Source organism: Bacillus sp. OV166 (assembly GCF_900177675.1).
Classification (GTDB): domain Bacteria; phylum Bacillota; class Bacilli; order Bacillales; family Cytobacillaceae; genus Neobacillus.
The window spans coordinates 5684002-5698737 of sequence record NZ_FXWM01000001.1 but is presented as its reverse complement, the minus strand read 5'-3'; the positions used below and the strand labels follow the sequence as shown (position 1 = coordinate 5698737).

The 14736-nt window shown below is 39.6% G+C and carries 15 protein-coding genes; 9 read left to right on the top strand and 6 right to left on the bottom strand.

Features of this window, described 5'->3' with window-relative positions:
* Positions 1-64 precede the first annotated feature (64 nt).
* A complete protein-coding gene (locus CCK98_RS28125) occupies positions 65-505 on the bottom strand; it encodes a hypothetical protein (RefSeq protein WP_088089612.1) in 441 nt (146 codons plus the stop codon).
* A 242-nt stretch (positions 506-747) separates the two neighbouring features.
* On the opposite strand from CCK98_RS28125, the gene CCK98_RS28120 reads away from it, so the two are divergent.
* From CCK98_RS28120 to CCK98_RS28085, 8 genes are all read left to right on the top strand, one after another.
* Positions 748-1614 carry a YitT family protein gene (locus tag CCK98_RS28120; RefSeq protein WP_088089611.1) on the top strand — a complete coding sequence of 289 codons (867 nt, stop codon included), beginning with the start codon at positions 748-750 and terminating at the stop codon, positions 1612-1614.
* A gap of 52 nt (positions 1615-1666) precedes the next feature.
* A complete protein-coding gene (cccB, locus tag CCK98_RS28115; protein ID WP_088089610.1) occupies positions 1667-2011 on the top strand; it encodes a cytochrome c551 in 345 nt (114 codons plus the stop codon).
* 250 nt (positions 2012-2261) lie between these two features.
* Positions 2262-2948: a cell division ATP-binding protein FtsE gene (gene ftsE / locus CCK98_RS28110; RefSeq protein WP_088089609.1), complete on the top strand. Its 687-nt coding sequence runs from the start codon at positions 2262-2264 to the stop codon at positions 2946-2948.
* The gene (gene ftsX / locus CCK98_RS28105; RefSeq protein WP_088089608.1) at positions 2938-3831 is read left to right on the top strand and encodes a permease-like cell division protein FtsX; all 894 of its coding nucleotides are present in this window, start codon (positions 2938-2940) and stop codon (positions 3829-3831) included. The genes ftsE and ftsX overlap by 11 nt, the downstream gene beginning before the upstream one ends.
* A gap of 206 nt (positions 3832-4037) precedes the next feature.
* On the top strand, positions 4038-5324 hold the full coding sequence (locus tag CCK98_RS28100; protein ID WP_088089607.1) for a murein hydrolase activator EnvC: 1287 nt from the start codon (positions 4038-4040) through the stop codon (positions 5322-5324).
* Positions 5325-5681: 357 nt separating this feature from the next.
* Positions 5682-7136, top strand: coding sequence for a S41 family peptidase (locus tag CCK98_RS28095; protein ID WP_088089606.1), 1455 nt, complete (start codon positions 5682-5684; stop codon positions 7134-7136).
* Positions 7137-7306: 170 nt separating this feature from the next.
* Entirely contained in the window at positions 7307-8500 is a 1194-nt protein-coding gene (locus CCK98_RS28090) for a PDZ domain-containing protein (RefSeq protein WP_088089605.1), read from the top strand.
* Positions 8501-8795: 295 nt separating this feature from the next.
* On the top strand, positions 8796-9395 hold the full coding sequence (locus CCK98_RS28085) for an NADPH-dependent FMN reductase (RefSeq protein WP_088089604.1): 600 nt from the start codon (positions 8796-8798) through the stop codon (positions 9393-9395).
* 91 nt (positions 9396-9486) lie between these two features.
* Here CCK98_RS28085 and CCK98_RS28080 read toward each other — a convergent pair whose 3' ends face one another.
* Both CCK98_RS28080 and CCK98_RS28075 read right to left on the bottom strand, forming a co-directional pair.
* On the bottom strand, positions 9487-9831 hold the full coding sequence (locus CCK98_RS28080) for a spore coat protein (protein WP_256942474.1): 345 nt from the start codon (positions 9829-9831) through the stop codon (positions 9487-9489).
* A gap of 24 nt (positions 9832-9855) precedes the next feature.
* Positions 9856-10131 (bottom strand): rubrerythrin family protein, encoded by a 276-nt coding sequence (locus tag CCK98_RS28075; protein ID WP_088089603.1) that lies wholly within the window; start codon positions 10129-10131, stop codon positions 9856-9858.
* A 309-nt stretch (positions 10132-10440) separates the two neighbouring features.
* On the opposite strand from CCK98_RS28075, the gene CCK98_RS28070 reads away from it, so the two are divergent.
* Positions 10441-11937, top strand: a complete 1497-nt coding sequence (locus CCK98_RS28070) for an RNA-guided endonuclease TnpB family protein (protein ID WP_088089602.1) — start codon at positions 10441-10443, stop codon at positions 11935-11937.
* A gap of 91 nt (positions 11938-12028) precedes the next feature.
* Here the strand turns inward: CCK98_RS28070 and CCK98_RS28065 are convergent, their stop codons facing one another.
* The 3 genes from CCK98_RS28065 to CCK98_RS28055 form a co-directional block, all read right to left on the bottom strand.
* Entirely contained in the window at positions 12029-13087 is a 1059-nt protein-coding gene (locus tag CCK98_RS28065; protein WP_088089601.1) for an ABC transporter permease, read from the bottom strand.
* Positions 13084-13809 (bottom strand): ABC transporter ATP-binding protein, encoded by a 726-nt coding sequence (locus CCK98_RS28060; RefSeq protein WP_088089600.1) that lies wholly within the window; start codon positions 13807-13809, stop codon positions 13084-13086. Before CCK98_RS28060 ends, CCK98_RS28065 begins: the two co-directional genes overlap by 4 nt.
* 161 nt (positions 13810-13970) lie before the next feature.
* Complete coding sequence (locus CCK98_RS28055) at positions 13971-14579, bottom strand: TetR/AcrR family transcriptional regulator (protein ID WP_088089599.1); 609 nt, start codon at positions 14577-14579, stop codon at positions 13971-13973.
* Between the last annotated feature and the right edge of the window lie 157 nt (positions 14580-14736).

Genomic DNA, 14736 nt, shown 5'->3' with positions numbered 1-14736 from the left:
GATCATGGTGGGGTTGTGTGATCGTTACTTTGTGGTTTAAGTGGATTTACCTAAAATTTTGAATCTACACTTCTGCAGAAAGCATTTTAAACATTTTATCATGATGTTCCAATTTGTTATCGATGTGTCTGAAATAACTCCTAAATTCCGTGGCATTATTTTTAACCGTATCCTCGAGTGAGTGAATACTTGCTTCTACTTTATCTAACCGTTGTTTCACACCAATGAATTCATTATCCATAGCATCAAAACGCTGATCCATAGCATTAAAACGTTGATCCATAGCATCAAAACGTTGATCCATAGCATTAAATCGCTGATCCATGGTGTCTAACCTAAGTTCAATTTTATCGAAACGTTCATCCATAGCATCAAGTCTAAGTTCAATTTTATCGAACCGGTCATCCATGGCATCAAATCGCTTATCAATTACGGTAAAGCGTTGATCAATTTTATCAAACTGTTGATTCATTTGTTCCATCATTTGTCGTAACAACTGCTCCATCGGGTACCCCTCCTTTTCAACATATTATAACATTTATTGATAATGTTTTAGCAAAACAAATGACAGCGTATTCAATCATAAATTCCTTATCAAAACCCCGTTATTAGCAAATACTAATAAAAATTTTAACCCTTTAACACGTCAACTTAATGCCATTTACACCAAAATTTGCCCGTGCTATACTCACTCTCGGTTGATAGAAATTATAACTGAAGAATCAATTTTTTGAGGAGAATAGATTTATGAATATTTTAAGTAATCTTACACTAACCTATCCAAAAATGAGAATGGCGATAGATTATCTATTTGTTCTGATTGGGGCGGCGATTATTGGTCTGGCATTTAACGTTTTTCTACTACCGAACCAAGTGGCTTCTGGTGGAGTTAGCGGCATCAGTACGATTCTAAAAACGGTCTTGGGCTGGGAACCAGCCTATGTACAGTGGGCATTTAATATACCCTTGTTCATTGCTGGTATCGTGTTTTTAGGGAAGCAATTTGGCGTCAAAACGCTAGTGGGAACGATTTTTTTACCGTTCATTGTTTTTTTTACCAAAAATTTAGAGCCATGGACAAATGATGCTCTACTCGGGGCTTTGTTTGGGGGAATTGGCGTAGGGCTCGGTTTGGGGATTGTTTTTAGGGGAAAGGCATCCACCGGCGGGACCGACCTCGCCGCGCAGATTATTAATAAATATACAGGTTTTACACTGGGCCGTTGTGTCGTCCTAATCGATGGATTAATCGTGCTCACTGCTGCCATCGTGTTTGATATCGAAAAGGGATTGTATGCATTGATAGCCCTTTATGTGACTAGCAAAACGATTGACCTTGTTCAGGTTGGCTTTGGAAGATCAAAAATGGCAATGATCATTACAAGTAAACAAGAAGAAGTTCGTGCAGGAATTTTGAATAAAATTGACCGTGGTGTGACAAAACTATCAGCATATGGTGGATTTACGGACCATGAACGGCCAGTTCTGATGTGTGTTGTCGACCAAACGGAGTTCACAAAATTGAAACAATTGGTCAAAGCCCTTGATCCATCTGCGTTTGTGGTCGTTATGGATGCCGCAGAAGTGTTGGGAGAGGGTTTCAAACGGGCATAGGATTGGTATAATAGTGCATTGATGGTAATATTTTCAGAAGGGGGTACAGGTAATGAAGAAAAAGCTACTTACATTGTTAATGGGAACAGCATTAGTTATGGGACTTGCAGCCTGCGGAGGCGGCAATAACGACAAGGGAACGGACAAGGGAACGGACAAGGGAACGGACACTGTTACCAGTGATGCCGGAGCAAAGATTTTCGATCAAAAATGTTCTGGCTGTCATGGGGGCGATCTTACGGGTGGTATGGGACCAAACTTAACAAAGGTTGGCTCAAAGTACTCTAAGGACGAAATTTTAGGTATATTAAAAAATGGTAAAGGTCAAATGCCGGCAAACGTAGTTACCGGCGATGACGCGAACCAAGTTGCTGAATGGCTAGCAGCTAAAAAATAAAGGTTACAAAAACGTTCTATTTGAAAAGATAGAGCGTTTTTTTTTGCCCATAACGCAAACTTTGTCGGGTTTTGTAATTCTTTGAAAAGAAACTGTAATATTTTTACCGCTTTTTTTAGCAATTTATGATGTTATAATAGGATTATGCGAAATTATGCACATATTTTTTGTTATCCTAGTCCATTTTGCAAATAAATAAAGATTATTGTCGAATCACAATTCGAGAAGTCTTTAAATAAAGGTGATAAAAATGATAGAACTACAAGATGTATATAAAAAGTACCCGAATGGGGTTTCTGCCATAAATGGGATAGACGTCCGGATAAACCAGGGCGAATTTGTCTATGTTGTCGGACCAAGTGGTGCTGGAAAATCGACATTCATTAAAATGATGTATCGTGAGGAAGTTCCTACTTCAGGGACCATCACAATGAATGGTGTCAACCTCGCAAAATTAAAGATGAAAAAGGTACCCATTTTCCGTCGGAATCTTGGCGTTGTCTTTCAGGATTTCAAGCTGTTACCACGGTTAACAGTCTATGAAAATGTAGCTTTTGCCTTAGAGGTTATTGAAGCGCAGCCGAAAGTCATAAAAAAAAGAGTGATGGAAGTTCTCGATCTTGTAAATTTAAAGCATAAGATAAAAATGCTGCCAACTGAGCTTTCTGGTGGTGAGCAACAGCGTGTTTCTATTGCCCGCTCTATTGTCAATTCACCGAAAGTGGTCATTGCGGATGAGCCTACTGGAAACCTTGACCCGGAAACATCATGGGAAATCATGAAAATTTTTGAAGAAATTAATGCACGAGGAACCACGATTGTTATGGCAACACATAACCGCGAGATTGTTAATACATTGCAGCATCGTGTTATTGCCATTGAGGGTGGAAAAATAGTACGTGATGATGAAAGAGGTGAATACGGTTATGAAAATTAGAACAATTGGCCGTCACGCTCGAGATAGTTTTAAAAATATAAGCAGAAATGGCTGGATGACTTTTGCATCCGTTAGTGCTGTTACCGTTACCTTGATTTTAGTTGGTGTCTTTTTCGTTATTATGATGAATCTTAACAGAGTAGCACAAACCATTGAAGATGATGTGCAAATTCGCGTTCACATCGATGTTGCTGCAACCCCAAAAGATCAGCAAACCTTAAAAAGTGAGATTGAAAGAATGCCTGAAGTGAAAAGTGTAACATTCTCCTCTAAAAAGAATGAACTAGATAATTTAGTAAGCAGTCTTGGTGAGGAAGGCAAGTCCTTTAAACTTTTTGAACAAGATAATCCCTTAAACGATGTATTTATCGTAAAAACGAAAAAACCAACAGATACGATGGAAGTTGCGAATCAAATCAAACAATCCAATTTTGTTGCCAAGGTAAAGTATGGCCAGGGCAAGGTTGAAAAGTTATTTAAGTTTATTAAAGCGAGCCGCAACGTCGGGGTTGTTTTAATCATCGGCTTATTCTTTACAGCCATTTTCTTAATCTCTAATACAATTAAAATTACGATTATTGCAAGACGGAGAGAAATTAAGATTATGAGATTAGTAGGAGCAACGAATACGTTTATTCGCTGGCCGTTCTTTTTGGAAGGATTATGGCTTGGTTTTCTTGGGTCCATTCTGCCCATTATCCTGATTGCGATTGCCTACTATCGTGCCTATGATTACATTGGCCCTAAGCTTGAGGGGACTTTTATCAAAATCTTGCCGTTTGATCCGTTTGTCTATCAGGTTTCTGGCATTTTGATTTTAATGGGCGCATTAATCGGCGTTTGGGGCAGTTTGATGTCCGTAAGAAAATTCTTAAAGGTTTAACTAGATAAGTGAGAGCACCCATTTAGTGCATTTGATTAGATCAGGAAGGGCAGTCTTCATGTCCTTCCTTATTTATTATGAACGATCAGATTACTAGAATAAACGCATGAGAACCATCTAAAGTTTCGTACACAACAATATTCGTTCACACAAAGATAAAGAACGATTTAACCTGTACATAGAGAGAATGGGAGGAAAAATCGGAAATGAAGAAATCAGTAATTACTATTGCCGTTGCAACGACGGTCGGGCTGGGAACAATTTTTGGCGGAGTAACAGTTAAAACAGAGGCCGAATCGATTTCCGGATTGAAAGGTGAACAAACTAAAATTCAGGACCAACGTTCCAATATAAAAGCAGATATAAATTCAGCAAACGATAAGATTAAAACATTACAAAGTCAGCAGGCAGATGTTAAGAGTGAAAAGAAACGTCTTGACTTTGCGATTGATGATACAACTGACAAAATAAATGATAAAACTGAGAAGATCAAAAATACGAAAGCCGAAGTGGCTAAGCTCCAAGCTGAAACAAAAATCATCAAGGAGCGAATTCAAAAGCGAAATGTGCTTTTGAAGGAACGGGCGCGCAGCTACCAAGAGAATGGTGGAATGGTTAGTTATTTGGATGTGTTAATGGGATCCACCAGCTTTAATGATTTCATTGACCGTGCCAACGCAGTAGCAACCATCGTACAGGCGGACCAGGATATTTTAGAACAGCATGAGGCGGACAAAAAGGAACTTCTCGAGAAACAAACGAGAGTAGAAACGAACCTTGCTAGCCTCCAGAAGATGCTTGTAGACTTAAAAAATATGAACCAGCAATTAAGTGCACAAAAGAAAGAAAAAGAAAAACTATTAGCTAGCCTGAAAGATCAGGAAGAAGAAGCTCATGAGGGTATGCTGGATATGCAGGAGAGAGAGCAAATCCTTGCGGCTCAAGAGGCAGCCATTAAAAGGTCAATCCAAAATGAGCGAGAGCGTCAGGCAAGAGAAGCGGCTCAAGCTAAAAGTAATCAATCTAAGGGTGGAAGCAGTGATTCTTCGTCTGCACCAAGTGGAAGCAGTGCATCATCATCTGCACCAAAGGTTTCAAGTGGCAGCTTCACAAGACCAGCACCTGGGGTAATTACTTCGGGCTTTGGGGGTCGCGGTGGATCATTCCACTATGGTTTTGACATCGCAAAACCGGGCGATAATGTACCAATAGTCGCTGCTGCAGATGGGGAAGTATATGTTTCACATTACTCAACAACTTATGGCAACGTAGTTTATATTTTGCATAACATAAATGGTCAAACGTATACCACCGTTTACGCACATATGAGAAGAAGTTTGGTGGGAGCAGGTGCAACCGTGAAAAAAGGACAACAAATCGGTGTTATGGGTAACACTGGTGATTCCAGAGGTCAGCACTTACACTTTGAACTATACAAAGGGCGTTGGCAATATCATGCGGCAATCAATCCATCGGGCATTGTGCCACTATAATAATGGAATGGGAGAAGTTCTTACTTCTTCCATTTTTTTATTTGAAAGGAAATTATAAAATTATTTATTATGGATTACTTGAAATAGTTCTCTGAATCCAGCTCCAGCGCCCAGCTGCTAGTGGACTTCGCTCTCCGCCCTACGATAAGTCAAGCACGAATGCGCTAACGCTCTCCGTGTTTCCTTTATCTCAGTTGGAGCGCTCCAGTCCATACGCAGCTAAACGGGCGCTTGCGCTTTTTTTTCTGTAATCATAACTCGTCCACTCCTAACATATAAGTTAATAATCGGGCAGGAATTTGGAGCCTTGTTATAAAAATAGATAGGACATGCATTTTTAACTCGAGGAGGATTGAAATGAATCGTAGATGGATTGCCCTGTTGATGACGGGTTCGCTTCTGACAGGAGCGGGGGGCACATATGCAGGAATGCAGTTATTAGATCATAACATCGGGAACAAGAAGCTTGAGTTAGCGCATTCACCAAAAGATAATCAAATAATTTCCGAAGAAAATACAGCTGATCTTGAAAAAGTAGAGCAGGCCTATGACCTTATTTTAAGCAGGTATGTTGAAAAAGTGGATCAGGATAAATTAGTAGAGGGCGCGATCCAAGGGATGCTTTCTGTCTTAAAGGATCCGTATTCCGTCTATATGGACAAGGAAACAGCCCAACAATTCACACAAACTTTGGAATCCTCATTCGAAGGGATTGGAGCCGAAGTTGGAATGGTTGATGGGAAAATAGTGATCGTCTCACCATTTAAAAATTCCCCGGCTGAAAAAGCAGGCATCAAGCCGAATGATCAAATATTAAAGGTGAATGGAAAAAGTGTGGAAGGACTTGACTTGAATAAAGCAACGCTAAAAATCCGCGGTAAAAAAGGCACAACGGTTCAATTAATGATTGCGAGAAAAGGGTTAAAAGATCCACTAGCCATTGATGTCACACGTGATGAAATTCCACTTGAGACCGTACATGCTTCCATTAAGAAGCAGGATGGCAAAAAGATTGGCTATATTGAATTAACCTCCTTCTCTGAGGATACGGCCGCTGATTTTGAAAAGGAATTATCGGCCCTCGAAAACGATGATATTAAAGGGTTAATTATTGATGTACGTGGAAACCCTGGTGGCCTTCTGGATAGTGTCGGTGAGATTTTAAAAGAATTTGTACCAAAGGATAAGCCGTACGTCCAAATCCAACAGCGGGACGGTAAGAAAAAACGTTACTTCTCGACGCTATCGAAGAAAAAGGAGTATCCAGTGCTTGTGCTTGTCAACAAAGGCAGTGCCTCCGCATCGGAAATTCTCGCAGGTTCACTGCAAGAGGCGGTAGGTTACCAGCTCATCGGGGAAACAACGTTTGGAAAAGGCACTGTTCAACAAGCTGTCCCAATGGGGGATGGCAGCAATATCAAGTTAACGTTATTTAAATGGCTGACCCCAGATGGAAATTGGATCCATAAAAAAGGAATCCAGCCAGATGTGGCCGTTAAGCAACCGGCCATATTCGCCACCCATCCCATTCAAGTAGAAAAACCACTGGAAGAAGATATGAACAATGAGCAGGTTAAGAATGCTCAAGAAGTGTTGGCTGGTTTAGGATTTGCCCCTGGTCGGACGGATGGATACTTCAGCAAGGAAACGACCATAGCCGTAAAAGGCTTCCAACTCCATGTTAACATGAATCCGACAGGAAAAATCGGCCCCAAAACAGCTGCTAAACTTGAAGAAGCTTCGATTGTTGAAATGAAAAAAGAGAAAAACGATCTCCAGCTGCAAACGGCATTGAGATTAATTACCAAATAGGAAAGCAGGGGCTTTAGCCTCTGTTTTTCTTTTTGGGTAGTAACTGTTACAACATTTTTGCCGTTTTCTAAAAACTAGCAATATGTTTTATGGTTCTAATTTGGTAAAATAATCTTTAAGAGATTTTTTTATGATAAATTACTAGAATTAATAGAGGCAGGTGGCAGGAAATGGTGGAAACATGGCTTGTGGAACTTCTAAAAGGGACAGGCAAGTTATTTCTTCATCCTGTTTTATACTATCTTGTTTTCCTAACAGGGATTTTAGGCGTTACAAGAGTGAAGCGTGAGCGAAAAAACTTTCATATTCGGGCACATGATGCCTATTTTGAACTCCGCCAGTTATTTCCGCAGGGAGTACTGATCGGACTGGTTCTTTCTATTATTATTGTCGCAGCTGGCATCGCCGTTCCATTTGCAACAATTCTACTGATTGCTGTCTTTACGTTTTTGTGGTCACTGACTACAAATGTTCGATGGATATCGCCTGCATATACAATTGGGGCTGCCTTTTTCGCGATTATATTGATTGCAGAAAATAATTGGTCAATCCCGCTCTTTACGAAGTCCTTTCTATCACTGGGTGACAAGGTTTATCCTTCTGTTGTCGTTGTGCTAGGACTGATGTTAATTGCAGAAGGAATCCTAATTTTTAAAAATGGCGGAAAAGGGACCTCACCTAAACTTGCCAAAAGCAAACGCGGTCAAAACGTAGGATTGCATGAAGGAAAGCGCCTCTGGATGCTTCCATTGTTCTTACTTATACCAGGTAATGCACTGCAACTTCCATTCGATTGGTGGCCAGTCTTTCATCTGGGATCACAAGAGTACTCACTAATGCTGGTGCCATTTGCGATTGGCTTTCATCAGAAAGTCAAAGGGATGCTGCCCAAAGTTGCTATTCAGCTTCATGGACGCCGGGTAATCGTCCTTGGGGTTTTCGTTACATTACTTTCTGTCGCTGGCTATTGGTTACCGCTCAGTTCGATCGTGGTAGCGGCTCTGGCTGTCCTTGGCCGTGAATTGATTACATTAATGACAATGATGAAGGATGATAATCTCCCTTTTTATTTTTCAAAAAAAAATCAAGGCTTGATGATTATTGGTGTCATTCCCGAGTCACCTGCAAGTAAAATGGGTCTGCAGGTTGGTGAAATCATCTCAAAAGCAAATGGAGTGCTGGTTCGTGATGAAAAGGTGTTCTACGAAGCCCTGCAAAAAAACCGTGCGCACTGTAAGCTAGAGGTTCTCGATACCAATGGAGAGATTCGCTTACTCCAACGTGCCCTTTACGAAGGTGACCACCACGAACTGGGCATCCTCTTTGTTCAGGACGAGCGCAAGTATGATGAGAAAATAGGATAACGATGGTGCCTGACACCAAATTCAAAAAACCACTTAGCCAAAAATTGCTAAGTGGTTTTTTACGTTCTTTATTGGGTAATCTAATTGCATAAAAAACAAATAAGATTATTTCATTGACAATATGTATTTTATATTATAAAATTACTTTGAATTAGAGATATATTAATTGATAATAATCCAATTCGAGATTACTCTGTAATATTGAGTAGGATAATATCCTGCCTATAAGTGTTTTGTTTATTCATGAACACTACGTAACTCTTTAGATAAAAAATTTTTATAGGTGGTGTTGAAGTTGGGTTTTTTAGGTAGACTATTTGGTGATTCAACAACAAAGGAGGAAAAAACAATGACAAAATTAAACATTGGTATTATTTTAGGTAGCACACGTCAAGGACGAGTAAGCCCACAAGTAGGGGAATGGGTGAAAGGGATTGCCGACAAACGCGGCGATGCAAACTATGAAATCGTTGATATCGCGGACTTCAATTTACCATTCTTAGGTACAACTGACGGTTCAGAACCTGGGATCGCTGAATGGAATGGAAAACTTGCTAACTTAGATGGTTTTGTATTCATTGTTCAAGAATATAACCACAGCATCACTGGTGCATTAAAAAATGCCCTTGATTTTGCACGTGAAGCATGGAATGACAAAGCTGCTGGAATCGTAAGTTATGGTTCAACAGGCGGAGCTCGTGCAGCTGAACATTTACGTGGAATTCTAGGCGAATTGAAAGTGGCGGATGTTCGTACACACCCAACCTTGTCATTATTTACAGACTTTGAAAACGGCAGTGTATTCAAGCCAGCTGAATTACACCTTACAAATGTAAATAATATGCTGGACGAAGTGAATAGTTGGAGCGGAGCATTAAAAACAATTCGAAAATAACAAAGAGGGGGGATGATGAATCATCCCCCTTTGTTGTATTTTGAAAACAGTTGAATAGGGAAGAACCTGGCATCAAGGATGCCAGGTTGCGTTAATAAGGAAATTGGGTTGAATAATTGCTAAATTGTTGATATGCCTGGTCAAGCTTTTGCTGGTCTTCGGCTTCAAGTTTGTACCAGCCATTTTGGAACATCAGGGTATACAGCTCGCGGCAGCTTTGGTGCGTCTCGTTTAAAATTTGTAGGATATCAGCATGAAGTTGTTCATGACTTGCTTCACGAACGGCAATGTTCAAGCTATCCGTTAAATATTTACAAGTACTGAGCCCATCATTCAAGTAGTCACGGTCATTCATATTAGGTCCTTTAACTTTTGGCAATTGTCCGGTTTGCGGATTAGCGATTTGATTATTGTTTTGCGCTTGTTGGTTTTGCACGGTTGTACCTCCTCATGATGGTGTTTAGTTGACTTGTGAAGGACTTGGTATGTTCGCCATTGCTTGATTATTGTTCACTTGCAGGTGAGGAAGCAATCGATTAAAATGATTCTGGTGCATCCTTCCGGCCTTATCAAGCGCCTGCTTGAAGGTTGGATTTTCGGCGTTTTGTGCTAGGGAATGGAACTTTTTAAACGCCAGAAGCTCCCACGATAACGCATCTTTTATATACATTAGGTCTTTCGTTGTAATCGCTCGCGGCGGATTCGGAATAGGTATTTGTGTCTGTGTTTGATCCATGATAGTCTCCTTTAATTAGATTTATACTTCATTGTTTAGAATGAACAAACGGCTCATCCGTTATTCTGAAACCTTCTAGGGAGATACTTTTTTACATAAAAAAAACCAAAGGATGTGCGTCCTTTGGCTGTCAACTGATTATCAAAAAGCAACGTAAAACCCCTAGCTTTAGATATGGGGATATAAGCTGTATTTTTGTTTGTTTTTTTAGGATAATGCAAGTAATTTTACTATACATTCTTTGAAATTCTTTGGTATAATGAGAATATATATAGAACACTTGTTCTTTTTGAAGAGGGGGTGAATGATATGTATCGATCCTATAAAATTCAAATTCATCCGGAACATGTATTGTTCGACTACTGTGACTCACTCTGTTTTAAAGCGAAAAACTTGTACAATATCACCAACTACTATGTTAGACAGGTTTACACAGCTTTAAAAAATGAAACAAGAAATGAAAATCAACTTCAAGTTCTAACAGATATTCAAGTCCATTTACCTCAAATGAATAAAATTCGTCTAAAAAGTTTTGAGAGAGCCAAATCTAAGCCTCAAAAAGTCGATAATAATGGTCATGTTTTCGAGCCAAAACCAAAGCTATTTGAAATGCCTCATCCAGAGAAAGCGTTCCTTCCCTATACCTTTGTAGAAGCACTGTTTAAAGTGATGAAACAAATCGATTACCTTTCTATGCCCTCACAGTCCAATCAACAAACAATAAAAAAGGTATATGATGATTGGAAAAGTTTCTTCGAAGCCTCCAAGAAATATAAAATTAATCCTACTAACTTTTCCGGAAAGCCAAAGATTCCAAAATACAAACCGAAAAATGGACGCACGACCTGTTATTTAACCAATCAAATTACCAAAATTAAAAATGGAAATATGCTTTCATTACCAGGAACTCCTCTTACATTAAAACTGGGAAAAATCGCACATATAGATGGTAAACTACAACAAGTGCGGATTGTCCCGACTTATGGCCGGTATGTAATGGAAGTCGTTTTTAAAAGTGAACAGGAAAAGGAGATCAAACGATCAGAAAAACAATTAAATGAATGGCTTTTTGAGCCGAAGCGAGTAATGGGTATTGATTTGGGCGTAGATAACCTGGCAACTATCATCGATAACACGGGGCTAAAGCCTCTGCTTATCAAGGGCAAATGGTTAAAATCGATCAATCAATATTATAACAAATTAAGAGCGAAATACATGAGTATCCTTCGAAATGGAAAAGGACCAAAGGAAGGGAAGTTTAACAGCACAACATTAACTTCATTAGACCGAAAAAGGAACAATCGAGTCATGGATTTTTTACATAAGGCCAGCGCAAAAGTGGTGGAGATTGCGAAAGAAAGAACCATAGATACGATCATCATTGGAAAAAATAAGGGTTGCAAGATGGAGGTTGATATGCAAAAAACTAGTAAACAAACCTTCATACAAATCCCATATACCACTTTCATAGGAATGATTCGATACAAAGCAGAGCGACATGGAATACAAGTCATTGTTCGAGAAGAAAGCTATACCTCCAAGTCTAGTTTCTTGAACCATGACCCGATTCCAACATATGAGGAAGAGCACCAAACTAATTTTAGCGGGTATAGAAGCAGTCGAGCTTTTTACAAAATCAAAGGTTCTAAGATTTTGATCCATGCCGATGTGAATGGAGCTTTTAATATTGTCCGTAAACATACCAAGGATATCTTCGAAGGACTGGAGAGAAAACAGTTCCTCCAATCCCCACGAAAAATAATCATCATAAAGAAAAGAAATGCAAAGCTGAGAGCCTCGGTCTGATGTAGTAGCGGGACTTGTGGTAACCCTCGTAAAGACAATGCGGCTTTAAAGCCTATTCTTTCGAAACCCCTAGCTTTAGCTATGGGGATACTCATAAGGATCGATATTTTTTCAATGAAAAGATATTCAAAACAATGAAAATAGCGGCAAAGATTACTAAGGCAAGAAGGTCCCCGCTTATATCACTCAAACTAAACCCTTTATACATCACACCTTTTAATGCGTCACCTGCGTAGTACATTGGCATTACCTTTGCAACTGCCTGTAACCAATCGGCCATCCCTTCAAGCGGAAAAATTCCTGCAAAAAATATTTGTGGTATAACTGCAATCGGGATAAACTGAATCATTTGGAATTCTGAGGCTGCGAAGGTCGATAACAGGATTCCAAGCGAGAGTGCCACCAAAGCTAAGACTAAATTAATGAGGAGCACATTCCATATCGACCCGACAAGGACGATATCTAACACATTGATAGCATAGAATACAACAATAATTGTTTGAATCACCGCGAATAGTCCATAGCCAACCAAGTAGGCGGTAACGATTTCCCATCTCCGAATTGGAGTAGACATCAGCCGTTCCAATGTGCCCGTTGTCCGCTCGCGTAATAATCCAATTCCTGAAATAATAAAGACGAAAAAGAAGACAAAGAAACCAACTAAGATCGGACTTAACACATCAAAAAAGACGGTATCTGAATCACCATAAACGTAGGTTATATCGATACTTTTCGGTGTCATCGCTGGCGCCTTTCCGGAGCTTTGCATCATAATCTGTGCTTGGAACTGTGCCGAGATTACTTGGTTTACCTTCATTTGCAGCGCTTTCGCTTTTGTAGGATCGTCATTCCGAAGTATCAGCTTTATTTTTCCATTCTCCTGCTGCAGCAGTCCGTCAAGGTCGTCATCTAGAATGGTATGGTTTGTTACTGACTTGTATTCTTTAACGTTAATGTCTGCCTTTTTAAAGGCTGTTATTAACCCACTATCAACGCCCGTGACACCTAATTTTGGATCGACGGTGTTGCCATTGAATAAAAAGTACATCAGGGTCAGTATCAGTAGTGGTGCCACAAATAACAAGGCTAAGGTGCGTTTGTCCCGAAACATCTGCTGACAAATTCTTTTAATTAGCGCAAGTACTCTCATGATTGTTTCACCCCTGCCTTCAAAAATACCTCATCAAAATCGTCTGTCCCGTAGAACGCCTTTAATTCTGCGGGCGTTCCACTCGTTAAAATGCGGCCGTCGCGGACCATAGCAACATAATCGCATTTCACCGCTTCATCCATAACATGAGTGGTGACAATGATTGTTTTTTGCTCTTCATTTTTCAAACGTAAGAATTCTTTCCAAATAGACAACTTTAATTCGGGATCAATGCCGACAGTTGGTTCATCTAAGATTAATATTTTAGGGTCCTGAATTAAGGCAATCGCTAGGGATAAGCGCCGTTTCATCCCCCCAGAATAAGCAGCTACCCGTTTCTTTAGGTCATCTGTCAGGTTTACTAAGTTAGAAACATAAGTGATTCGCTTTTTCTGTGCTTCTTTATTTAACCCGAATAGCGCAGCGAAAAACTTCAGATTTTCTTCACCTGTTAATTCTCCATACAAGGCGTCGGCTTGGGCCATATAACCAATTTCCTGAAGTAAAGCAAGATTTGGCATTTTCTTATCTAATACATGAATCGATCCGGTATCCGCCTTATCCATGCCAACAATCATTTTAACAAGGGTCGTTTTCCCGGCCCCTGAAGGTCCAATCAACCCAAATAATTGCCCTTTCTCAATGGATAAGTTGACGTCATTTAAAACGGTTTTTTTTCCAAAGCTTTTGCTGACTTCTTCTACTTTTATGGTTGAATACATCAATCATTCCCCCTAGGATTGTTGACGCGGTTATGATTTTATTTTACAACTCAGTGAGAGATAAGCAATGAACAAAAAACAACAATGTGTTGATTATAGTTCACTAGTTAACAAAGTGTTCATTTACTTTTGAAAAAAGTGCTGCCATGAAAAATGTTATCCTAATTTTTTATCAACCCGGTAACATGCCTAGGTCCTAACAATGTGATCCGCGATAAGATCATCGCCATTTCCCGTGGCGGTTTATCCATCCCGCTTTCTAGCCAGTGCTGAATCACACCGAGGTGGGCAGAGCTGACATAGGAAAATAGATATTCAACTGGGACAAGCATTTCTTCCCCTTTTATCTTTGACGTAACATGTTGGAAAAAGGTCTTTTTAATGATATCTCGCAATTTTCCTTGAAAGGATGCGTCACCTTTGGGACCCAAAATCACTTTCATAAAACTTGAATTCTCATGGAAAAATTCAAATAGGTTAATGATGAAGGGAAATGGATCATTTTCACTATTAAAGTTCAAGAAATCATTTGGATTTATCTCAAGGGTCATTTTTTCAATTTCATTTAATATCTCAGCTTCGCTCTGCTCCAATAAATCATATTTATCACGATAGTGGAGATAGAAGGTACCCCGATTAATATCCGCTTTTTTCGTTAAATCACGAACCGTAATTCCTTCAAAGCCTTTTTCCTCCATTAGCTCTGTTAGAGCATCACGAATTAACCGCTTCGTCCGTAAGATCCGCCTATCTGTTGATTTTTCCGACATGTTAAATCCCTCCCTTTGTATAACTGTATATTGTTTAACGAATTATAATATACATCGTGAATAATAATCAACAATGTGTCTAATTAAATTCATCGGTAAACAGTGGGGACATTCATGAAATGATTTGGCGTAAAAAGTGCCAAATAGAACGGATATA

Bases quoted from the DNA above. Each gene is read 5' to 3' on its own strand.
- ftsE (WP_088089609.1), top strand. From the start codon at position 2,262: ATGATAGAACTACAAGATGTATATAAAAAGTACCCGAATGGGGTTTCT.
- CCK98_RS28075 (WP_088089603.1), bottom strand. From the start codon at position 10,131: ATGGATCAAACACAGACACAAATACCTATTCCGAATCCGCCGCGAGCG.
- CCK98_RS28065 (WP_088089601.1), bottom strand. From the start codon at position 13,087: ATGAGAGTACTTGCGCTAATTAAAAGAATTTGTCAGCAGATGTTTCGG.
- CCK98_RS28125 (WP_088089612.1), bottom strand. From the start codon at position 505: ATGGAGCAGTTGTTACGACAAATGATGGAACAAATGAATCAACAGTTT.
- cccB (WP_088089610.1), top strand. From the start codon at position 1,667: ATGAAGAAAAAGCTACTTACATTGTTAATGGGAACAGCATTAGTTATG.
- CCK98_RS28100 (WP_088089607.1), top strand. From the start codon at position 4,038: ATGAAGAAATCAGTAATTACTATTGCCGTTGCAACGACGGTCGGGCTG.
- CCK98_RS28060 (WP_088089600.1), bottom strand. From the start codon at position 13,809: ATGTATTCAACCATAAAAGTAGAAGAAGTCAGCAAAAGCTTTGGAAAA.
- CCK98_RS28095 (WP_088089606.1), top strand. From the start codon at position 5,682: ATGAATCGTAGATGGATTGCCCTGTTGATGACGGGTTCGCTTCTGACA.
- CCK98_RS28070 (WP_088089602.1), top strand. From the start codon at position 10,441: ATGTATCGATCCTATAAAATTCAAATTCATCCGGAACATGTATTGTTC.
- CCK98_RS28055 (WP_088089599.1), bottom strand. From the start codon at position 14,579: ATGTCGGAAAAATCAACAGATAGGCGGATCTTACGGACGAAGCGGTTA.
- CCK98_RS28120 (WP_088089611.1), top strand. From the start codon at position 748: ATGAATATTTTAAGTAATCTTACACTAACCTATCCAAAAATGAGAATG.
- ftsX (WP_088089608.1), top strand. From the start codon at position 2,938: ATGAAAATTAGAACAATTGGCCGTCACGCTCGAGATAGTTTTAAAAAT.
- CCK98_RS28090 (WP_088089605.1), top strand. From the start codon at position 7,307: ATGGTGGAAACATGGCTTGTGGAACTTCTAAAAGGGACAGGCAAGTTA.